This window comes from Nocardioides dokdonensis FR1436 (assembly GCF_001653335.1).
In the GTDB taxonomy this organism is placed as follows: Bacteria; Actinomycetota; Actinomycetes; order Propionibacteriales; family Nocardioidaceae; genus Nocardioides; species Nocardioides dokdonensis.
On record NZ_CP015079.1, the window covers coordinates 4,079,263 to 4,101,817 of the forward strand.

At 72.8% G+C, this 22,555-nt stretch carries 12 protein-coding genes and 1 pseudogene; 7 read left to right on the top strand and 6 right to left on the bottom strand.

The window, feature by feature from the left end:
• The first annotated feature begins 6 nt into the window (after positions 1-6).
• Complete coding sequence (glgX, locus tag I601_RS19170; protein WP_068113354.1) at positions 7-2,190, top strand: glycogen debranching protein GlgX; 2,184 nt, start codon at positions 7-9, stop codon at positions 2,188-2,190.
• An 11-nt stretch (positions 2,191-2,201) separates the two neighbouring features.
• Here the strand turns inward: glgX and glgP are convergent, their stop codons facing one another.
• Complete coding sequence (gene glgP / locus I601_RS19175) at positions 2,202-4,805, bottom strand: alpha-glucan family phosphorylase (RefSeq protein WP_068113358.1); 2,604 nt, start codon at positions 4,803-4,805, stop codon at positions 2,202-2,204.
• A 133-nt stretch (positions 4,806-4,938) separates the two neighbouring features.
• On the opposite strand from glgP, the gene I601_RS19180 reads away from it, so the two are divergent.
• From I601_RS19180 to glgB, 5 genes and pseudogenes are all read left to right on the top strand, one after another.
• Positions 4,939-8,400, top strand: coding sequence for a M36 family metallopeptidase (locus tag I601_RS19180; RefSeq protein ID WP_068113361.1), 3,462 nt, complete (start codon positions 4,939-4,941; stop codon positions 8,398-8,400).
• A 156-nt stretch (positions 8,401-8,556) separates the two neighbouring features.
• Entirely contained in the window at positions 8,557-10,515 is a 1,959-nt protein-coding gene (locus I601_RS19185) for an alpha-1,4-glucan--maltose-1-phosphate maltosyltransferase (RefSeq protein ID WP_472459174.1), read from the top strand.
• Entirely contained in the window at positions 10,512-12,314 is a 1,803-nt protein-coding gene (gene treS / locus I601_RS19190) for a maltose alpha-D-glucosyltransferase (protein WP_169834726.1), read from the top strand. Before I601_RS19185 ends, treS begins: the two co-directional genes overlap by 4 nt.
• Positions 12,311-13,795 carry a maltokinase N-terminal cap-like domain-containing protein gene (locus tag I601_RS19195; RefSeq protein ID WP_068113367.1) on the top strand — a complete coding sequence of 495 codons (1,485 nt, stop codon included), beginning with the start codon at positions 12,311-12,313 and terminating at the stop codon, positions 13,793-13,795. Before treS ends, I601_RS19195 begins: the two co-directional genes overlap by 4 nt.
• Positions 13,792-15,998, top strand: a pseudogene (gene glgB, locus I601_RS19200) (1,4-alpha-glucan branching protein GlgB). The gene I601_RS19195 and the pseudogene glgB overlap by 4 nt, the downstream one beginning before the upstream one ends.
• A 9-nt stretch (positions 15,999-16,007) precedes the next feature.
• Here glgB and I601_RS19205 read toward each other — a convergent pair.
• The 3 genes from I601_RS19205 to I601_RS19215 are packed head-to-tail and all read right to left on the bottom strand — an operon-like array spanning position 16,008 to position 19,582.
• Entirely contained in the window at positions 16,008-17,342 is a 1,335-nt protein-coding gene (locus tag I601_RS19205) for a nucleoside/nucleotide kinase family protein (RefSeq protein WP_068113370.1), read from the bottom strand.
• Positions 17,335-18,429 carry a GNAT family N-acetyltransferase gene (locus tag I601_RS19210; protein WP_068113373.1) on the bottom strand — a complete coding sequence of 365 codons (1,095 nt, stop codon included), beginning with the start codon at positions 18,427-18,429 and terminating at the stop codon, positions 17,335-17,337. The genes I601_RS19205 and I601_RS19210 overlap by 8 nt, the downstream gene beginning before the upstream one ends.
• A complete protein-coding gene (locus tag I601_RS19215; protein ID WP_068113377.1) occupies positions 18,422-19,582 on the bottom strand; it encodes an ATP-grasp domain-containing protein in 1,161 nt (386 codons plus the stop codon). Before I601_RS19215 ends, I601_RS19210 begins: the two co-directional genes overlap by 8 nt.
• Positions 19,583-19,641: 59 nt before the next feature.
• Between I601_RS19215 and I601_RS21275 the strand changes: the two genes are divergently transcribed.
• Entirely contained in the window at positions 19,642-20,547 is a 906-nt protein-coding gene (locus I601_RS21275; RefSeq protein WP_157520338.1) for an NUDIX hydrolase, read from the top strand.
• A gap of 250 nt (positions 20,548-20,797) precedes the next feature.
• On the opposite strand, the gene I601_RS19225 is transcribed toward I601_RS21275, so the two are convergent.
• Both I601_RS19225 and I601_RS19230 read right to left on the bottom strand, forming a co-directional pair.
• Positions 20,798-21,553 carry an EI24 domain-containing protein gene (locus I601_RS19225; RefSeq protein ID WP_218917701.1) on the bottom strand — a complete coding sequence of 252 codons (756 nt, stop codon included), beginning with the start codon at positions 21,551-21,553 and terminating at the stop codon, positions 20,798-20,800.
• A gap of 11 nt (positions 21,554-21,564) precedes the next feature.
• The gene (locus tag I601_RS19230; RefSeq protein WP_068113381.1) at positions 21,565-22,527 is read right to left on the bottom strand and encodes a co-chaperone YbbN; all 963 of its coding nucleotides are present in this window, start codon (positions 22,525-22,527) and stop codon (positions 21,565-21,567) included.
• Positions 22,528-22,555 lie beyond the last annotated feature (28 nt).

Sequence of the window (22,555 nt, forward strand, 5' to 3'; positions counted from 1 at the left end):
GTGCGTGTGACTCCTTCGACGTGGACCCACCTGGGCCAGACGGCTCGCGTGTGGCCCGGACGCAACTGGCCCCTCGGGGCCACCTGGTCCCCGGCCTCGACCAACTTCGCGGTCTACGCCCCCGCGGCGACCGGGGTCTGGGTGTGCCTGTTCGTCGAGGCCCCCGACGGTGAGGAGGTCGAGGAGCGCCACCAGCTCACCGAGCAGTCGCTGGGCATCTGGCACGGTGCGCTGCCCGACGTGCGCCCCGGGACGCCGTACGGCTTCCGCGTCGACGGGGCCTGGGCGCCCGACGAGGGGCTGCGCTTCAACCCCGCGAAGCTGCTGCTGGACCCCTACGCCCTGGCGGTCACCGGCGACCTGGTGCCCGAGCAGCCCGCCTTCGCCCACGTGCTCGGCTCCCCCGCGGTCCGCGACGACCACGACTCCGCGGCGCACGTGCCGCGCAGCGTCGTGGTGGACCCCGGCTTCGACTGGGAGGGAGACGCCCCGATGCGGCGCCGCTGGCGCGACACGGTCATCTACGAGGCGCACGTCAAGGGGCTCACCGCCCTGCACGACCGGGTGCCCGAGCACCTGCGCGGCACCTACGCCGGGCTCGCCGACCCGGCGGTGACCGACTACCTGCGCGACCTCGGGGTGACCGCGGTCGAGCTGTTGCCGGTGCACCAGTTCGTCTCCGAGCCGTCGCTGACCGAGCGCGGCGCCACCAACTACTGGGGCTACAACTCCATCGGCTACTTCGCCCCGCACGCCGCGTACTCGTCCTCGGGCGAGCACGGCCAGCAGGTGCGCGAGTTCAAGGAGATGGTCAAGGCACTGCACCGCGCCGGCCTCGAGGTCATCCTCGACGTCGTCTACAACCACACCGCCGAGGCGGGCCCCACCGGGCCGACGCTGAGCTTCCGCGGCCTCGACGACCGCGGCTTCTACAAGCGCGTGGAGCCGGCGGCCGACCCCGAGACCGGCGAGATGCGCTTCGACGACACCTACTGGGACGTCACCGGGTGCGGCAACACGGTCAACTCCAACAACCCCCTGGCGCTGCGGCTGATCCTCGACTCGCTGCGCTACTGGGTCACCGAGATGCACGTCGACGGATTCCGCTTCGACCTGATGTCGGCGCTGACCCGCACCGGCTACGACATCGACATGAACTCCGACCTGCTGGTGGCCATCGGCCAGGACCCGGTGCTGCGCCACGTCAAGCTGATCGCCGAGCCGTGGGACGCCTCCATGGACGGGTACCTCGTGGGGCGGATGCCGCCGCCGTGGGTGGAGTGGAACGACCAGTTCCGTGACGAGATCCGGGACTTCTGGCGCAACCACAACCGCGGCACGCACACCGTCGCGACCCGGCTGGCCGGCTCCTCGGACCTGTACGCCGACGACGGCCGCTCGGCGTACGCCTCGATCAACTTCGTCACCGCCCACGACGGCTTCACCCTGCGTGACCTGGTCAGCCACGAGCACAAGCACAACGAGGCCAACGGCGAGGGCAACCGCGACGGCACCGACAACAACCGCTCGTGGAACCACGGCGTCGAGGGCGAGAGCGACGACCCCGCGATCGTGGCGGTGCGGCGCCGCCAGGCCGCGAACATCATGGCGACCCTGTGCCTGTCCAACGGGGTGCCGATGATCACCGCGGGCGACGAGCGCGGGCGCACCCAGCGCGGCAACAACAACGCCTACTGCCAGGACAACGAGATCTCGTACGTCGACTGGCGCACCGACGACGCGTGGCTCGACGTCTACGAGGTGACGCGGACGGCGCTGGCGCTACGGCGCGCGCACCCGGCGCTGCGCCAGCGGCACTGGTTCGAGGGCCGCCCGACGATCCGCGGCGGACCCAAGGACCTCGCCTGGCTGCACCCGACCGGACGCGAGATGAGCCCCGAGGACTGGCACGACCCGGACCTGCGCACGATCGGCATGTTCGTCTCCGGGGCCCCGCTGCGCGCTCCCGGCCCGCACGGCGAGCAGCAGGTCGACGCCTCGTTCATGGTGTGGTTCAGCTCCGGCTGGCTGCCCCAGCGCGTCGAGCTCCCCGAGAACGACTGGGTGCAGCGCGGCGAGGTGGTGCTCTCCACCGACGCGCGGCTGCCGGTGGGGACGGTGGTCGGCGCCGGCGACGACCTCAGCGTGGGTCGACGCAGCGTCGTGGTCCTGCGCAGCACCGCTCCCTGAGCGACCCGACCTCAGAGGGGCAGCGCGACCACGCCGAGCTCGGCGTCGGAGGCCAGCAGGGCGTGCTTGGGCAGCACCCGCACGGTGTAGCCGAAGGCGCCGGAGTGGGTCAGCGAGACGTCGCCGTCGAAGCGGTGCCGCCCACCCTCGTAGGTCTCGGCCAGCGTCAGCTCGTCGTGGTCGTGGTCCAGGATGCGGTCCTCGGCGTCGGCGCGGCCGTGCACCAGCTGCACGGAGACGTCCTGCGGGTCCAGCCCGCCCAGGGCCACGAACGCCCGGGTCGTCAGGACCGCGCCCACCTCGGGGGCGTCGTTGACCCCGCTGCTCTCGACGTGCTCGACGCGCACGTCGGGCCAGGCCGCGAGGACGCGCCGCTTCCAGGCTGCGAGGTCGACGGCTCCGGCGTAGTCGCTGTTCAGCGCGCGGGCGTGGCCGGTGGCGGGGGCGTAGAGCTCGAGCACGTAGTCGCGGACCATGCGGGTGGCCAGCACCTTGGGCCCCAGCGACCTCAGGGTGTGGCGCAGCATCTCCACCCAGCCGGTGGGCACCCCGTCAGCGTCCACGTCGTAGAAGCGCGGCGCGACCTGGTTCTCCAGCAGGTCGTAGAGGGCGGAGGCCTCGAGGTCGTCGCGGCGGTCGGCGTCGTCGAGCCCGTCGGCCGAGGGGATCGCCCAGCCGTTGCGGCCGTCGTACCACTCGTCCCACCAGCCGTCGAGGATGGAGAGGTTCAGGCCGCCGTTGAGGGCCGCCTTCATGCCGGAGGTGCCGCACGCCTCGTAGGGGCGCAGCGGGTTGTTGAGCCAGACGTCGCAGCCGGGGTAGAGCGGCTGGGCCATCGCGATGTCGTAGTTGGGCAGGAAGACGATGCGGTGGCGCACCTCGGGGTCGTCGGCGAAGCGCACCATCTCCTGGATCAGGCGCTTGCCGCCGTCGTCGGCGGGGTGCGACTTGCCGGCGATCACCAGCTGCACGGGCCGCTCGGGGTGGAGCAGGAGGCGCTTGAGCCGATCGGGGTCGCGCAGCATCAGCGTGAGCCGCTTGTACGACGGCACCCGGCGCGCGAAGCCGATCGTGAGCACGTCGGGGTCCAGCGCCGAGTCGATCCAGCCCAGCTCGGCCGGGGCCGCGCCGCGCTCGGCCCAGGACCGGGCCAGGCGGGCCCGGGCGTCCTCGACCAGGCGCAGGCGCAGCGCGCGCTTGACCTCCCAGACCCGGGCGCCGGGCACGTCGTCGGCGGCGGCGAAGAACGCGCCGGTGTCGTCGGAGTCGGGGTCGGCACCCTCGGCGAGCCCGAAGACCTCGCGGGCCACCCACGTCGGGGCGTGCACGCCGTTGGTGATGGAGGTGATCGGCACCTCGGCCTCGTCGAAGGCGGGCCACAGGCCGCGGAACATGCCGCGCGAGACCTCACCGTGCAGCTGCGAGACGCCGTTGGCGCGCTGGGCGAGCCGGAAGCCCATCACCGCCATGTTGAAGACGGCGCCGTCGCCGCCCTCGTAGTCCTCCGCGCCGAGCGCGAGGATGCGCTCCACCGGGACGCCCGGGGTCGCGCCGCCCTCGCTGAAGTACTGCTCGACGAGGGTCCGCTCGAAGCGGTCGATGCCGGCCGGCACCGGGGTGTGGGTGGTGAAGACGGTGGAGGCGCGCCCGACCTCGAGCGCGGTGTCGAAGTCGAGGCCCGGGCCGCCGGCGGCGGCGGTCAGCTCGCGGATGCGCTCCAGGCCGAGGAAGCCGGCGTGGCCCTCGTTGGTGTGGAAGACCTCGGGCTCGGGGTGGCCGGTCAACCGCGAGAAGACCCGCAGCGCGCGGACCCCGCCGACGCCGAGCAGCAGCTCCTGGCGCAGGCGGTGCTCCGAGGTGCCGCCGTACAGGCGGTCGGTGACGTCGACGTAGTGCTCGGGGTTGCCCTCGACGTCGGTGTCGAGCATCAGCAGCGGCACGCGGCCCACCGAGGCGACCCAGATGCGGGCGAGCAGGTCGGGACCGCCGGGCATTGCGATGCTGATCGTCGCGGGCGCACCGCTCTCCTCGCGCAGCAGCGAGATCGGCAGCTCGTCTGGGTCGAGGACGGGGTAGGTCTCCTGCTGCCACCCGTCGCGGGACAGCGACTGGCGGAAGTAGCCGTGCCGGTAGAGCAGCCCGACGCCGATGATCGGGACGCCGAGGTCGCTGGCCGCCTTGAGGTGGTCGCCGGCGAGGATGCCGAGCCCACCGGAGTACTGCGGCAGCACCGCGGTGATGCCGAACTCCGGTGAGAAGTAGCCGATCGCGCGCGGGGCCGCTCCCCCGGCGGGGCCGGTCAGGGTGCCCTGGGCGGTGCGCTTCTGGTACCACCGGTCCCCGTCGACGTACGCCGCGAGGTCGGCGCGCGCCGCCTCGAGACGGGCCACGAAGCCCTCGTCGGCCGCCAGGGCCGCGAGGCGCTCACCGGCCACCGAGGCGAGCAGCCGCACCGGGTCGTGGCCGGTGGACTCCCACAGCTCGGCGTCGACCGCGGCGAAGACGTCCTGCGTCGGGGGGTGCCAGGACCAGCGCAGGTTGCCTGCGAGCTCGTTCAGGGCGCCCAGGGAGGCGGGGAGGACAGGACGGACGGTGAATCGTCGGATCGCTCGCACCCCCTGACGCTACCCCTCGTCTGGAACGATCCAAAACCATTGCCGCAGGGTCCGCCAGGTCACGAACCTGTCACGCACTCAGGTTTCTCGGTCCCGGCACATAACGGCGACCGGTCCCTGACGTTGAGCAGCCATGACCTCGAACCCCGAGCGCAGACGCCGCCGCAAGACGGCGGCCCTGGCCCTGGCGACCGCCACCCTGGTCTCCGGCCTCGCGCAGTTCCCCGCCCTCGCCCAGAACGCGACCGCTGCGGCCCCCGGCCGTGCCGCCGACGCCGTGACCACGCTCGGCGACTCCGTGCCCGGCCTGTCCGAGCTCGACGCCCGCGGCACCGCGGCGCCGAGCGCGGTGCAGGAGCGCCTCGCCGGCGCCCTGGGCACCGCGAGCCTGCGCTGGAACGACTTCGGCACCCCTGCCTCGATCCTGCCCACCTCGGGCGTGCTGGCGAAGGCCGCCTTCCCGGGCGGTGGCGCCGCCAACGCCGAGAAGTCGGCACGTGCGTGGCTCGAGGCGAACGCCGGGGTCTTCGGCCTGAGCGCCACCCAGATGCGCGGGCTCGAGCTCGTCAACGCCCAGGAGCTCGCGGCGTTCGACGGCGCCCCGCACCCCGGGTACGCCGTCCTCCTGCGTCAGCGCTTCGGCGACCTGACCCCTGCGCTGGGCAGCATGGTCACCGTCGGGATCGCCCGCGGGGAGGTCACCTACGTCTCCTCGTCGCTGGTGCCCACCAGCGCGTCCCTCGACGCCGGCGCCGCGAAGCTGAGCCCGCTGCAGGGCTGGGTCGCTGCCGCCCGCAACGTCGGCCGCAACCTCGACACCTCCACCGTCGCCAAGATCGTCGCGACCGCCACCGACGGCTGGACGACGCTGAGCGTGCCTGGCTTCGCCCAGCAGCAGCAGGTGCGCCTGCGGGCCCTGGCCCTGGCCGACGGCACGGTCCGACCGGTCCTGGAGGCCAACGTCGTCGACAACGACGCGGGCGTCGCCTTCGCCTACACCGTCATGGTCGACGCCGTGACCGGCAAGGTCCTGCACCGCGAGAACAAGGTCGAGCACGACCAGGTCAACGACGTCTTCACCGGCAGCTTCACCGGCGACTCGTGCGGCCCCAAGCACGACTTCGAGCTCACCGACGACAAGACGCGCACCATCAACGCGCTGGGGCTGAGCACGCCCGCCGACGACATCACCGTCAAGATCTTCGGCGCCTCGGGCCAGCTGCTGTTCACCCAGGACCTGCTGACCAGCCCCGAGCTGGCGACGTACTCCTCGGACGACCTGAAGGCCGGCGTCTACGCCGTGCAGGTGTGTCCCTTCGACAGCGCCGGTGCCGTCTCGGGCACCTACTCGCTGCTGCTGTCCACCAGCGACTCGGGAACCCCCTCCGCGGGTGGCGAGCTCTTCTCGCCGCAGTGGCGCTACTTCCCGGCGAACCCGTCGATGACCTCGGTGAACGACGAGTCCGTCCCGAAGAACTCCGTCATCGGGTGCTGGGTCGCGGGCCCCGACTGCACCCTGCCCACGGGGCCGCTGAAGAACATCGCCGCCACCTACCCGTGGGACGCGCTGGACGCGACCGGCACCACCACGGCGACCACCGTCGGCAACAACGCCAACACCCACGAGGCGTGGGCCAGCCCGCTGACCCCTGGCGGCCTCTTCCAGGCACCGGTGTCCCCGACGCGTGAGTACACCGCCGAGTTCACCGACGCGTGGAACAACTCCAAGTGCGACCCGACGCAGCTGCGCCCGGGCGGCAACGACATCGAGTTCTCGACGCAGAACCTCTTCGTCTCGCACAACCGGATGCACGACTACAGCTACTACCTCGGCTTCACCGAGTCGAACTACAACATGCAGCTCGACAACTTCGGTCGCGGCGGCGTCCCCGGCGACCAGGAGGTCGGCAACGTCCAGGCCGGCGCCCTCAGCGGCGGCCAGCCGTCGTTCCTTGGCCGCGACAACGCCAACCAGATCACCCTGCAGGACGGCGTGCCGGGCATCACCAACCAGTACCTCTTCCAGCCGATCGCCGGCGCCTTCTACGCCCCGTGCACCGATGGCGGGCTCGACATGGGCATCGTGGGTCACGAGTACACCCACGCCATCTCCAACCGCATGGTCGCCGGGCCCGACGAGGGCCTGACCTCCGAGCAGGGTGGTGCCATGGGCGAGTCGTGGGGCGACCTGGTGGCCGCGGAGTACCAGTTCAGCCACGGCTACGACAACGGTGGCAACGTCTGGGCCGTGGGCGTCTACGCCACCGGCAACAAGCGCGTGGCCATCCGTGACTACGCGATCAACAAGAACCCGCTGAACTACGGCAACTACGGCTTCGACACCACCGGTGCCGAGGTGCACGCCGACGGCGAGATCTGGAACGGCACCATGTGGTCGGTGCGCCAGGCGCTGGTCGCCAAGCACAACCGCGCCTACCCCTACCAGGACAAGCGCCTCCAGCTGCGCTGCGCCCAGGCCGCCGACGACGCGAGCCCGATCGCCCCGCAGTACTGCCCCGGCAACCGTCGCTGGGTCCAGCTGATGTTCGACAGCTTCCTGCTCCAGCAGGGCGCCACCTCGATGCTCGACGCCCGCGACGCCATGCTGGCCGCGGACCGGATGCGCTTCGGCGGCGAGGACACCCAGGTCATGTGGAAGGCCTTCGCCCAGCGCGGCATGGGCAAGAACGCGTCCACCCCGGACGCCGACTCCGACAAGGTCAAGGGCGGCTTCGCCTCCCCGCAGCAGCGCAACGGCACCGTCACCTTCAAGGCCTCGCGCGGCGCCGGCAAGATCTTCGTCGGTGAGTACCAGGCCCGGGTCACCCCCGTCGCCGACACCTCGCCGAAGTCGAGGCTCTCCGCCACGGCCACCTTCGTGCCCGGCACCTACAAGATGCTGTACACCTCCGGCAAGGGCGGCTTCAAGCGGTTCACGATGCGGGTCCGCGCCGGTGAGAAGAAGACGGTGCGCCTGACCAAGCAGAAGAACCTGGCCGCTGCGGCCAACGGCGCCAAGGTCATCGACGCGACCGCCGGTTCCCTCAACACCGCTCACCTCATCGACGGCAAGGAGGCCACCAACTGGGGCGCGGTGACCGAGACCAACGTCGACCAGTCCCGCCCCTACGTCTCCGTCGACCTGGCCAAGGGCACGCACACCATCCGACGGGTCCAGGTCAGCGCGCTGCTGACCCCGGCCCCGGCCTCGGACGACCCGGTGCCGCTCGCGGTCGACGAGGACCCGGCCTCGGGCTCGCGCTTCACCGCCCTGCGCCAGTTCGCGATCGAGGTCTGCACCTCCGGCTGCGACTCGGCCAAGGCGACCTGGAAGCGGGTCTACACCTCGCAGAAGGACGCCTTCCCGGCCGTGCGCCCCCGCCCGGTCGCACCGGACCAGATCCTGCGCTCCTTCAGGATCCAGCCGACCCGGGCCGCCGCGGTGCGTCTGGTCACCCTGCAGAACCAGTGCACCGGCACCCCCGGCTACGCCGGTGAGCAGGACAACGACCCGGCCAACGACACCGACTGCGCCACGGCGTCCGACCGCGGGACGATCGTGCACGCCTCGGAGCTGCAGGTCTTCGCCCGCTGATCCACCCCGTACGACCGCCGAGGGGCGGGTGGGCCGACCGGCCCACCCGCCCCTCGCCGTCGGCTCGGATCCCTCTCACCCCGGTGGCGGCTTGCAGCGCGGGAGGTGGGACGGAAGGGTGGAGCCATGGTCGGTCGCATCCCTGTCTTGGACGTCATGCCCTTGGTCGACCTCGGTCGACGGCCGGCGAAGGCCACCGTGGGTGAGCCCTTCCCGGTGACGGCCACCGTGTTCCGCGAGGGCCACGACAAGCTGTCGGCGGAGGTGGTGCTCACCGGGCCGGACGGTCGACGCGGCGATCCGGTCCGGATGCGCCCCCAGGACGGGCCTCCCGACCGGTACGTCGCCTGGGTGACGCCCGACCGCGAGGGCGCCTGGACGTTCGAGGTCCAGGCCTGGTCGGACCCGTTGGCCACCTGGCAGCACGACGCGGGGCTGAAGATCCCCGCCGGCGTCGACGTGGAGCTGATGTTCACCGAGGGCAGGCTGCTGCTCGAGCGGGTGCTCGCCGACCTGCCCGCGGGGGCCGCCGACGAGGCCGCGACGCTCCGTGCCGCCATCAAGGCGGCGCAGGACACCGCCCGTCCCGCCGAGGCCCGGCTGGCCGCGCTGCAGGACAGCGCCCTGACCACCGTCCTGGCCGACCACCCGATCCGCGAGCTGGTCACCGTCGAGGGCCCGTTCCCGGCGTACGCCGACCGCGAGCGCGCGCTCTTCGGCAGCTGGTACGAGTTCTTCCCGCGCTCCGAGGGCGCCACGCGCGACGAGAAGACCGGCGCGATCACCAGCGGCACCCTCCGCACCGCCGCGCAACGCCTCGACGCCGTGGCCGCGATGGGCTTCGACGTGATCTACCTGCCGCCGATCCACCCGATCGGCGAGGTCAACCGCAAGGGGCCCAACAACACCCTGACCCCGGGACCCGACGACACGGGCTCCCCCTGGGCCATCGGGTCGAAGGACGGCGGTCACGACGCGATCCACCCCGAGCTCGGCACCTTCGAGGACTTCGACGCGTTCGTGGCCCGTGCCGGCGAGCTCGGGCTCGAGGTGGCCCTCGACCTCGCGCTCCAGGCCGCCCCCGACCACCCGTGGGTCACCGAGCACCCGGACTTCTTCACCACCCGCGCCGACGGCTCGATCGCCTACGCCGAGAACCCGCCGAAGAAGTACCAGGACATCTACCCGGTCAACTTCGACAACGACCCCGAGGGCATCCGGCGCGAGGTGCTGCGCGTCGTGCGGCTGTGGATGTCGCACGGAGTGCGGATCTTCCGCGTCGACAACCCGCACACCAAGCCGGTCGAGTTCTGGGAGTGGCTGCTCGGCGAGGTCCGGCGCACCGATCCCGACGTGATCTTCCTGGCCGAGGCCTTCACCCGCCCGGCGATGATGCGTGGGCTCGGGGCCGTCGGCTTCCAGCAGAGCTACACCTACTTCACCTGGCGCACCGCGAAGTGGGAGATCGAGGAGTACCTCACCGAGCTCGCCACGGAGACCGCGCACCTGATGCGGCCCAACTTCTTCGTCAACACCCCCGACATCCTGCACGCCTACCTGCAGTACGGCGGCCCGGCGGCGTTCAAGGTCCGCGCCGCGCTGGCCGCCACCGGCTCCCCCACCTGGGGCGTCTACGCCGGCTACGAGCTCTACGAGCACGTGGCGGTCAAGCCCGGCAGCGAGGAGTACCTGGACTCGGAGAAGTTCCAGATCCGGATCCGCGACTGGGACGCCGCCGAGTCCGAGGGCCGCACCCTCGCGCCGTACCTCACCCGGCTCAACCAGATCCGCCGCCAGCACCGCGCGCTGCAGCTGCTGCGCACCGTGGTGGTGCACTCCAGCGACGACGAGAACGTGCTCGTCTTCAGCAAGCAGGCCGTGGCCGGCGACCCGACCAGCGACACCGTCGTCGTGGTCATCAACCTCGACCCGCACGCGACCCGCGAGACGACCGTGCACATCGACCTGCCCGCCCTGGGCATGGACTGGGGCGACACCTACGTCGTCCACGACGAGATCACCGGTGAGGACTGGAGCTGGGGCCAGCACAACTACGTGCGCCTCGACCCCCACCACGAACCCGCTCACGTGCTGAGCATCAGGAGGACTGCGTGACCGACGCCGACCCGACCACCGCCCAGGTGGCCCACGCCGATGGTCCACCCCTCGGCGACGACCCGGTCGTCGACGGTCACACCGACTCCGGCGTCGACGCCGACCACGCGGCCCACGCGACCCCGGACTGGTTCAAGTCCGCGGTCTTCTACGAGGTGCTGGTCCGGTCCTTCCGCGACTCCAACGGCGACGGCACCGGTGACTTCGCCGGCCTGGTCGAGAAGCTCGACTACCTCGAGTGGCTCGGCGTGGACTGCCTGTGGGTGCCGCCGTTCTTCCCGAGCCCGTTGCGCGACGGCGGGTACGACGTGGCCGACTACACCGGGGTGCTCCCGGCGATCGGCACCATGGAGGACTTCGAGCGCTTCCTGGGCGCGGCCCACGAGCGCGGCATCCGCGTGATCATCGACTTCGTCATGAACCACACCAGCGACCAGCACCCGTGGTTCCAGGCCAGCCGTTCCGACCCGGACGGTCCCTACGGCGACTTCTACGTCTGGTCCGACACCGACGACCTCTACCAGGACGCCCGGATCATCTTCGTCGACACCGAACCGTCGAACTGGACCTGGGACCCGGTGCGCCAGCAGTACTTCTGGCACCGGTTCTTCCACCACCAGCCCGACCTGAACTTCGACAACCCCGCGGTCCACGACGCGATGATCGAGGCGATGAAGGTCTGGCTCGACATGGGCCTGGACGGCTTCCGCCTCGATGCCGTGCCCTACCTCTACGAGCGACCGGGCACCGACGGGGAGAACCTCCCCGAGACCCACGAGTTCCTCCGCAAGGTGCGCCGGATCGTGGACGAGGAGTACCCCGGCCGGGTGCTCCTGTGCGAGGCCAACCAGTGGCCGCAGGACGTCGTGGAGTACTTCGGCGACTTCGAGTCCGGTGGCGACGAGTGCCACATGGCCTTCCACTTCCCGGTCATGCCGCGCATCTTCATGGCCGTGCGCCGCGAGTCGCGCTACCCGATCTCGGAGATCCTCGAGCAGACCCCGGAGATCCCGCGCAACTGTCAGTGGGGCATCTTCCTGCGCAACCACGACGAGCTGACCCTCGAGATGGTCACCGACGAGGACCGCGACTACATGTGGTCGGAGTACGCCAAGGACCCGCGGATGAAGGCCAACATCGGCATCCGTCGGCGCCTGGCGCCGCTGCTCGACAACGACACCAACCAGATCGAGCTGTTCAACGCGCTGCTGCTGAGCCTGCCCGGCTCCCCCGTCCTCTACTACGGCGACGAGATCGGGATGGGCGACAACATCTGGCTCGGCGACCGCGACGGGGTGCGCACCCCGATGCAGTGGACCTCCGACCGCAACGCCGGCTTCTCCTCAGCCAACCCCGGTCGGCTCGACCTGCCGGTGGTCCAGGACGCGATCTACGGCTACGAGTCGGTCAACGTCGAGGCGCAGATGGAGAACCCCTCCTCGCTGCTGCACTGGACGCGCCGCATGCTCCTGGCCCGCCGGCACCACCCCGCGTTCGGCCTCGGCGAGTTCCACGACCTGGGCGGCTCGAACTCCACGGTGCTGTCCTACGTGCGCGAGCACGTCGACGAGGACGGCCACGAGGACGTCATCCTCTGCGTCAACAACCTCTCGCGCTTCCCCCAGCCGGTCGAGCTCGACCTGCGCCGCTTCGAGGGCCGCCGCCCCATCGAGATCATCGGTGGGGTGCCGTTCCCCGAGATCGGCGAGCTGCCCTACCTGCTCACCCTGGCCGGCTACGGCTTCTACTGGTTCCGGCTCACCACGCCGGAGCACCACGAGGAGGGTCAGCTGCTGTGACCGACCCGACGAGCACGCCCGACCTGCCTGTCGCCCCCGACCGCGAGGTCTTCGTCGACTACCTGGGCCGCACCCGGTGGTTCGGCGGCAAGGGCCGCCCCTTCACCGTCAGCGACGTACGCCGCGTGGGCACGGTCCCGGGCGCGGTCGCGGACGGACCGGTGGTGCTGCTCTGCCTGGTGGAGGTGACCTACGACGACGTCGTGGCCGGCGCCGACGACCGCGTGGAGCACTACCAGGTGCCGCTGGCGCTCTACCCCGAGCCGCAGCAACGCATCGAGCACGCGCTGGTCGCCACCTGGCAGGACCCCGACCGCGGCCTGCTGCACGGCTACGACGCGCTGCACGACCGGGAGGCGATGGCCTGCTGGCTGCGCTCCTTCGACCGGGCCGCCGGCGAGGTCGGCGGCAACCTCGTCGACGGCGCCAGCTCGCTGGCCTTCCACCGGTTGGCGGGCCACGACCTGGACCTCGACACGCACTCGACGTTGTTCTCGGGCGAGCAGTCGAACTCCTCGGTCGCCTTCGGCGAGGACGCCCTGATGAAGGTGTTCCGCAAGGTCACGCCCGGGGTCAACCCGGACGTGCAGGTGCACGAGGTGCTGAGCCGGGTCGGCTCGACCGACGTGGCCGCGCTCTACGGCTGGGTGGACTGGGTCGACCCCGAGCAGCGCGAGGAGGGCACCGACCGGCCCGGGCCGGGCGGGGTGATGCAGCTGGCGATGCTGCAGCAGTTCCTGCGCACCGCCTCCGACGGCTGGGACCTCGCGCTCGCCAGCGTCCGCGACCTCTACCGCGAGCCCGACCTGCACGCCTCCGAGGCCGGCGGCGACTTCGCCGGCGAGGCCACCCGGCTGGGTCACACCCTGCGTGCGGTGCACGACCTGCTCGCGGAGCACTTCCCGACCGGCTCCGCGTCCGGAGCCGACCTGGCCGCCACGATGAGCGGCCGGCTCCCGGCGGCCCTCGCTGCCGCCCCCGGGCTGGAGGCGCACCGCGGCGCGCTCGAGGCGCTGTTCGAGCAGGTGCGGGCACTCGGCGAGGTGCCGGTCCAGCGGGTGCACGGCGACCTGCACCTGGGCCAGACCCTGCGCACCGCCCTGGGCTGGAAGATCGTCGACTTCGAGGGCGAGCCGGCCAAGCCGCTCCACGAGCGGCTCCTGCCCGACTCGCCCTGGCGCGACGTCGCCGGGATGCTGCGCTCCTTCGACTACGCCCCGCGCGTGGTCGAGCGGACCTGGGCCGAGGACGACCCCGACGGGGTCGAGCTGCGCACCCGCAAGGCCGCCGAGTGGGCCAACCGCAGCAAGAACCACTTCCTCGTCGCCTACGCCGGCGAACACATCAGCCCCGAGCACCGGACGCTGCTGCACGCCTACATCGCCGACAAGGCCGTCTACGAGACCGTCTACGAGACCCGCAACCGGCCGACCTGGGTGGACATCCCGCTCCGGGCCGTGGCCGAGATCGGAGCGTCATGACCCAGACTCCCCGCCCCGCCGTCCTCCCGGTCCCCCGCAACGAGCTCGACCAGCTCGTCCGCGGTGAGCACGGGCACCCGCACTCGCTGCTGGGCCCGCACCCCCACGACGGCGCCGTGACGGTGCGCGTCCTGCGTCCCCTGGCCTCCAGCGTCACCGTGACCGGCGAGTGGGGCGAGACCCCGCTCGACCACGAGCACGAGGGCGTGTGGGTCGGCGTGCTGCCGGTCGCCGAGGTGCCCGCCTACCAGCTCGCGGTCAGCTACGAGGGCGAGCCCTGGGACTCCGACGACCCCTACCGGTTCCTGCCCACGCTGGGCGAGATGGACCTGCACCTGATCAACGAGGGCCGCCACGAGCAGCTGTGGACGGTGCTGGGCGCGCACGTGCACCACTACGACGCGCCCGGCACGCCCGGCGGCGCTGTGAGCGGCACCTCCTTCGCGGTCTGGGCCCCCTCGGCCCGTGGGGTCCGGCTGAAGGCCGACTTCAACTCCTGGGACGGCCGTGCGCACCCGATGCGCCAGCTGGGCACCTCCGGGGTCTGGGAGCTCTTCGTGCCCGACGTGGGCGCGGGCACGTCGTACAAGTTCGCGGTGCTGGCCGCCGACGGGCATTGGCGTGACAAGGCCGACCCGATGGCCGCCTGGGCCGAGAAGCCGTCGAGCACCGCCTCGCGCGTCTTCGAGTCCTCCTACACCTGGGGCGACGAGGCGTGGATGACCGCGCGCGCCGCCCAGCAGCCGGTCACCTCCGCGATGAGCGTCTACGAGGTGCACCTGGCGTCGTGGAAGAAGAACCACGACGGGTCGATGTGGTCCTGGGAGCAGATGGCCGACGATCTCGTCGACTACGTGGTCGACCTCGGGTTCACCCACGTCGAGCTGATGCCGGTGATGCAGCACCCCTTCGGCGGCTCGTGGGGCTACCACGTGACGTCGTACTTCGCCCCCGACGCGCGCTTCGGGGACCCCGACGGGTTCCGGCTGCTCGTCGACCGGCTGCACCGGGCCGGTGTCGGCGTCATCCTCGACTGGGTGCCGGGGCACTTCGCCACCGACGAGTGGGCCCTGGCCCGCTTCGACGGCACCCCGCTCTACGAGGACCCGAACCCCCAGCGCGGCTGGCACAAGGAGTGGGGCAGCCACATCTTCAACTTCGGTCGGCGCGAGGTGCGCAACTTCCTCTACGCCAACGCCATCTACTGGTGCGAGGAGTTCCACGTCGACGGCCTGCGCGTCGACGGCGTCGCCTCGATGCTCTACCTCGACTACTCCCGCGAGGAGGGCGAGTGGACGCCCAACATCCACGGCGGTCGGGAGAACCTCGAGGCCGTGCAGTTCCTGCAGGAGATGAACGCCACCGTCTACCGCCGGGTCCCCGGCGTGGTCACCATCGCCGAGGAGTCGACCTCCTGGCCCGGCGTGACCCGCCCGACCTCCGAGGACGGTCTCGGGTTCGGCCTGAAGTGGAACATGGGCTGGATGCACGACTCGCTGGCCTACATGGCCAACGACCCGGTGCACCGCGCCCACCACCACGGGGAGATGACGTTCTCGCTGGTCTACGCGTGGTCGGAGAACTACTGCCTGCCGATCAGCCACGACGAGGTCGTGCACGGCAAGGGCTCCCTGCTGCGCAAGATGCCCGGGGACCGCTGGCAGCAGCTGGCCAACCTGCGCGCCTACCTGGCCTACATGTGGGCCCACCCGGGCAAGCAGCTGGTGTTCATGGGCGTCGAGCTCGGCCAGGAGTCGGAGTGGGCCGAGGCCCGCGAGCTCGACTGGTGGCTGCTGGACCACCCCGAGCACCGGGGCGTGCACAGCCTCGTGCGCGATCTCAACCGGACCTACGCCGACACCGCCGCGCTCTGGGCCCAGGACCACTCCCCGAGGGCTTCGTCTGGCTCGACGGCAACGACGCCGGGCGCAACACGTTCTCGTTCGTACGTCGGGCCGAGGGCGCACCCGACCTGGTCTGCGTCTCGAACTTCTCCGCGGTGCCGCACCACGGCTACCGGCTGGCGCTGCCGGCGACCGGGCAGTGGAACGAGGTGCTCAACACCGATGCCGAGGCCTACACCGGCTCCGGGGTGGGCAACTACGGGGCGGTCACCGCGGTCGAGGGCGAGCACGCCGGGCAGCCGGCCCACGCCGACATCTCGGTGCCGCCGCTGGCCACCGTGTGGTTCCGCAGGACCTGAGGCCCGCGCTCAGCGCTCCTCGACCAGGCGCAGCAGGTCGGCGACCACCCGGTCGCCGGCCCGCCCGGCGTCGAGCACCCGGACGTCGAGGCCGGTGACGAGCCGGTCGTAGTGCTCGCCCATGGTGAGCAGGACGTCGTCGCGCTGGTCGCCGGGCTTGCGGGCCGCTGCCGTCGCCGGGTCCACCCGCAGCAGCACGGCGAGGTCGGCCCGGGGGAAGCCACGGCGCAGCACCCACTCGGCGGCCGGGTGGTGGCCGTAGCGGATCCGCAGGTCCACCAGGGCGTCGAGCAACCAGCGGTCGCACACCACGTGCACACCGCTGCGCTGGAGCCCCCGCGCGCGGCGGGCGTTGCGGACGCCGGAGAGCGCCACCGCGACGACCCAGGCACCTTCGACGAGGCGCCGGCCGCCCGACGTCGTGGGCGCCGCGCCGGTGCGCGCAGGAGCGTGGTCGGGCCCGGCGTCGGCGGCGTCCTCGGCGTCCTCGGGCCGGTAGGGCTGGGAGACCGGACGCGAGCGGCCGGTCAGCCGACGGGCCAGCCGACCGACGGGCGCCAGCACGCCCAGGTCGCGTGCCAGCCGGGTCCAGTGCACCACCGCAGGCTCACCCCGGTCCTCCGCACGGTCGAGCAGGGCCAGGGCGGCGGTGGACTTCCCCGCTCCGTCCATGCCGCTGAGGGCCACCAGCAGGGCGCCCCCCGTCGGGGCGGCCCCCGGTGGGCGGGAGACCGGCTCACCGCGCAGCCGCCACCGCAGCGCCCGGCGTGCGTACGGCGACCCGGTGGCGGCCCGCGCCGCGTCGCGCAGCGGCAGCCGCTCCTGCTCGCGGTGCGGGCTGCCGGAGCTCGTGGCCCGCCGCGCCAGCCGGGCCAGCGCCGGGTCCTGCTCGTCGACGCGGGCCAGCACCTGCTCCGAGGTGTCCTCCACCAGCGCCGCGATGCGAGCAGCGCCTCGCGGCCAGGGCCAGCCCGCCACGGCCTCGGCCGCGTGCACCCGGAGGCGGTCGTCGGGAGCCGCGACGAGCAGCCCGAGCCGCCCGCGCTCCGCCCGCGCCAGCACCCCGGGCAGCGGGGGGTACATGGCCGGCCACGCATGCTCGAGCAGCACGTCGACCACCACGTCCTGGGCCGGCAGGCGTCGCCACAGGAACCGCCCCGGCCCCTGGGGCGCCGGTGCGAGACCGCGACCGCGCAGGACCCGGGACACCCGCGCCCCGCCCTCGGCGAGCACGACCACGTCGACGTCCGAGCCGCCGAGGCCCTCCCCCCTCCAGAGCAGGACGGCGTCCGGCGCGGCCGCTGCGAGGGCGCTCAGCACCTCGGCCGCGGCAGCCTCATCCATGGCGTCGCCGCATCGCCTGCTGCAGCCCGGCCGCCGCCAGGCGCGAAGCGGTGCCGCCCAGGGGCACGAGGACCCGTTCCATGGACCGGCGGTCGGGGTAGAGCCGCGCCGAGGGCGTGGTGGCGCGCCCACCGGCGCAGGAGTCGATCCACTGCAGCCGGGGATCGTCGTGGAAGGCCTCCAGCGCGGCGACCTCGAGCTGCACACCCGGAGAGCTGGACGCGAACCGCTCGTCGTAGGCCGTCTTGAGGTGGAAGACGCCCTCGCCCTCCACGACCGCGCACAGCGCGGCCGCCACGGTGGTCCGGCTGCCCAGCTCCCACATCTGGACGCGACCCCGACGGCCGGCGTCGAGCACGGTCTCCCGGAAGTGCGCGGCCCGCCGCGGGTCCGAGAGCAGGGCGGTGCCGGCCTCGCCCTTCCATCCCCCGGCCTCGAGGGCGAGGAACCGGTCGAGCGCGCCCATGAGGTCGTCCGCGGCCCGGTCGACGACCTCCACCGGTGCTTCCAGCTCGCGCTCCAGCCGACGACGGAACCGGCCGAGGCGACGACGCTGCGACGAGCTCATCCGGTCGTCGAGGTAGGTCGGCTCGGCTCGGCGCCGCACCACCGGGCGCGGGACCGAGCCCAGCACCAGGGGGCGCCGGCCCCGGCGACGGGCGGCGGCCTCGAGCGAGGCCCGCACCGGCCCGTCGGCGCCCAGCTGCTCGAAGGTCCACCACCACGCGCCCCGGTCGTGGAGCAGGTCCAGGGCCGCCGACCACGACCCCTCCGGGTCGTGGTCGCGCAGCAGCGGGGTGTCCAGGAACCCGTCGTCGTGACCCCAGGCCCGCACGGTCGGCACCGGGACACGGCGGTAGCGGCGGGCGCGGCGCACCGGCAGCGCGAGGTCGAGGGCCTCGCCGCGGCGGACGACGAGGAGGTGGTCCTGCTCCCCGCCGGCCAGGTGCCGGGCGGAGGCCAGCACCGCCCCGGGGGTGAAGAAGGGGTTGGGCTCCAGGGCTTCCTCGGCCAGCCGCTCCCAGGCGTGGAGGGTCTCCGGGTCGAGCGAGCACACCGCCAGCAGCTCGGCGCTCGGCTCACCCACGGCGCACCACCTTGTCGCGCAACAGCCGCAGCCCGGGGCCCGGGTCGCGCAGGTCGGCGTGCGGGTGCGCCGCGCCGGGGAGGTGGGCCACCGTGGACGCGACGTCGCGGACCAGCCCGCCCCGTCGCTCCAGCCGGGCGCGGGACAGGTCCTCGAAGAACGACTGGAAGCGCACCCCCACCCGCGCGGCGGGCACCGGTTCGACGACCTCACCCAGGGCCGTGCGACCCCACAGGTCCGGCAGCGGGACGCCGCTGGCCACCGCGAGCGCGAGGCTGCCGTAGAACCGCCCGTTGAGGTCGATCAGCCGCGGCCGGTCCCCGGGCACCGTGAGGAACTGCAGGTTCGCCAACCCCCACCACCCGAGCTCGTCCAGCAGCCGCTCGACCCCCGCCAGCAGGTCCACGTCGACCGGCACCGTCACCGCCCGGCAGCTGGTGCGCCGCCGCGAGAGCCGGGGGCTGCGCTGCTGGACCACGCCGAGCACGCGTCCGCCCCGGTCACGCACCAGCGAGAGGGCGCTCAGTCCCCCGTCCAGGGCCTCCTGGAGCAGCGGCACCCCGCCGCCGTCGGTCATGGCTCCGGCCGCCCGGGTGGCGTCCGCCGCGCTCGAGCAGACCTCCGCCAGCAGGTGTCGGGCCTCGCCGGCGCCGGCCGGGTCCCAGTGCAGTCGTGCCTTGACCACCACGGGGCCGTCGACCGCGGCGAGCGTCGACGCCGTGGCCTCCTCGGTGCGGGGCACCCCGAGTCCGACGCTCTCGGCGACCCGCACCAGCTCCAGCTTGTCGATGGCGCGCAGGACGTCGTCGTGCGCGCAGTGGGGCACCACGCAGCCGATGTCGGCGCGTCGGGCCGAGAGCAGCAGCACCTCGATGTCGTCGGCGCCGAACACCACGTCGTACCCGTGCTGCGCCACGAGCCCGGCCACCGCGTCGACCCAGGCGTCGGGAGCGACCTCGGCGGGGGGCACCTGGTGGCAGCGCCGGACCGCGCGCGAGGTGCGCGGACGCCCGCCCGCCGTGGCGACCCCGACCTCCCACCCCGCGCGGGCAAGGCACCGGGCGGCGGCCAGCACGTGGGTGGCGCCGCCCTCCACGACCAGCGCCCGCCGGGGTGCACCGGCGGCGGGCGGGCTCGGGTCGGCAGCGGACACCCGATGATCGTGCCAGGGCGCAGACGTTCCGAGAACCCCCCGCTGGCTAGGGTGAGCGGGTGACCCGAGAGCAGCCCACCCTGACCGATGGCACGGTCACGCTGCGTCCCGGCGCGGCCGACCAGGACGCCTCGCTCCCCTTCGTCATCACCGTCGAGGACCACGAGGTCGGCACCCTCACCGTGGTGCGCAAGGACGACGCGACCGTCCGCTTGGAGGGCGGCCTCGAGGACTCCCAGCGGGGCCGCGGCTACGCCACCCGGGCGCTGCGGGTGCTGGTCGACTGGTCGCTCAGCGCCGAGCACGAGGGCGGCCTGGGCGTCAGCCGGGTCGAGGCACGGATCCCGGTCGACGCCGAGAGTGCCCTGCGGGTGGCCACCCGCGCCGGGCTGCGCCGCGAGGGTCTGGAGCGGATGGTGCCCGACGAGCGCACTACCGAGGGGTACGTCGTCCTCGCGCGGCTCGCGACCGACCCGCCGCTCAGCGAGCCCGGGGCCTTCCGGGCCCTGCTGAACTCCTTCCTGCCGCGCAAGCGGGCGATCAGCCAGATGCTCGTGCGCGACCACGACGGCCGGGTCCTGCTGTGCCAGCTGACCTACAAGGAGGACTGGGACCTGCCCGGTGGGGTCGTCGAGGTCGGCGAGTCACCGCAGGTCGCGGTGGCCCGCGAGGTCACCGAGGAGCTGGCTCTCGAGATCCCCGCCGGCCCCCTGGTCCTCACCGACTGGCTGCCCACCTGGGGCGGCTGGGACGACGCCCTGTGCCTGGTCTTCGACGGCGGCGTGCACGACGCCTCGATCACCGACGCGATCGTCAAGCAGGCCCGCGAGATCCGCTCCGCGGAGTTCTGCACGGTCGAGCAGGTCCGTGAACGGGCGGCCGACTTCACCGCCCGGCGCGTCGAGTCGGCGCTGGCCAATCTCGGCACCGGTGGTCCGGCGTACACCGAGAGCGGTCGCGGGTAGCCGGGGCAGGATCGGACAGTGTGGAGTCTGCGATGAACCTGGTTCACCCGGAGCTCCACACTCTCCGCCCAGGCGTTCGTGCTCGACGAGACGACCCGCACGGCTGCGCTGCTCGCGCCAGATCCGAGTGGAGGGGCGGTGCGTCAGCAACCGGATCGTGGCGCAGTTCGGTTGCCAGCCCACCGCTGGGCTCGGTCCCCGCGTGGGACCGTGCTCCCGCCGCCGGGCAGTGGCGGTGGTGCCCGTCCGGTCACGCGCCTCGCAGGGCGTCCCGGGGCACCGGCTCGCCCAGCACCTCGCGGGCGAGCAGCGTGGCGCCGACGACGGCGGCCGGCATCACCGCCACGGCACCGAACGGCACCAGGAAGCACAGCTGGGTGCTCATGCCGAAGCCGAGCACCGTCGAGCGGTGGGCCCGCAGCGCGTCGCGGCGGGCGTGCCGGTCCATGCCGCGCGCCTCCAGCGGACGGGCCAGCAGCTCACCGGCCAGCAGCCAGCCCGAGACGGCGAGACCGACCAGGGCGCCGACGACCGCGCCCACCAGGGGCAGCAGGCCGACCACGAAGACACCCACCGCGGTGAGCAGCCCGACGAGCACCAGGACCAGGGAGTCGGCGGCCGAGCGCCAGAACGACAGCCCCGACTCGGGCACCTCACCGCCCAGCATCGTCTCGGTCGCGCGCCAGATCCGCTCGTAGAACGGTTCCCCGACGGTGAGCGTCACCGCGGTGAAGCTCACCGAGGTCAGCACCAGGAACGCCACGACCAGCAGCACCCCGAGCCCCACGCGCAGCAGGGACCGCAGCGCGTCGGCCCAGTCGTCGGCGAACGGCGTGGCCCAGGTGACCAGCTCCGGGAGGTGGAGCAGCAGCGCGACCAGGGCGCCGAGCACGACCAGCAGCACCACCAGGGCCGGCACCATGCCGAGCAGCATCAGCCCCGGCCTCCGGCGCCACATCGCGAACCCGGCACCGACGTACGACGCCCCGCGGGCCGCTCCGCCCACGTCCGGCCCGCTCAGAACAGGGCCGAGGCGAGGTTCTGGCGACCGCGCAGCACCCGCTCGTCGTCGTTGCCGACGGCGGCGAAGAGCCCGAGCAGGTGCTCGCGTGCCGCGGTGCGGTCGTCGCCGCTGGTGCGCCGCACGAGGTCGACCAGCCGGTTGAAGGCGTCGTCGACGTGCCCTCCGGCGAGGTCGAGGTCCGCGCAGAGCGTCTGGGCAGCGACGTCGTCGGGGTTCGCGGCGGCCGCGGCCCGCGCGGCGTGCAGGTCGACGCCCTGGGTGCGCTGCATGACCTTGGCGATCGCGAGGCCGGCGGTGGCCTCGACGTCGGCCGGGTTGGCGTCCACGAGCTTCTGGTACTCCGCGACCGCGCGGTCGATGTCGCCCTCACCGAGCGCGTCCTGGGCGGCGGCGTAGCGCGGGTCGACCTGCTCCTCCGCGGCGCCCTCGCCGCCGGCCTCGCCCTGGCGGGGCTGGTGCCGGCCGGTCATGCCCTGGGTGGTGAGCTGCTGGACCACCTGGGTGAGCGCACCCCGCAGCTCCTCGAGCGGCACGACGTCCTGCAGCAGCGGCGCCGGGCGGCCCTCGAGCACCGCGACCACGTAGGGCAGCGTCTGGACCTGTACGGCCTGCGCGATCTGCGGGGCCGCGTCGACGTCGACGAGACCGACGAGGAACCGGCCCTCGAACTCGTCGGCGAGCGCGGCGAGGTCGTCGGCCATCTGCCCGCTCTCGGGCATCTGGGTGCGCGAGTAGAACGCCAGCAGCACGGGGGCGGTCATCGACGCCTCGATGGTGCTCTGGAAGTTCTGCTCGTCGACCTGCAGGACGTAGGCGCCGGTACCGGCCCCGGGGGCCCCAGCAGTGGGCCCAGCGGCGGGCCCTGAAGCGGGGCCGGCGCCCGGTGCGGGCTGGGCGGGGCGCTTGAGCGCGGAGAGGTCGATGGCGCCTGGACGGGAGAACGGCTGCTGCGTCATGTCACCAATGCTAGGGATCCTGGTCCAC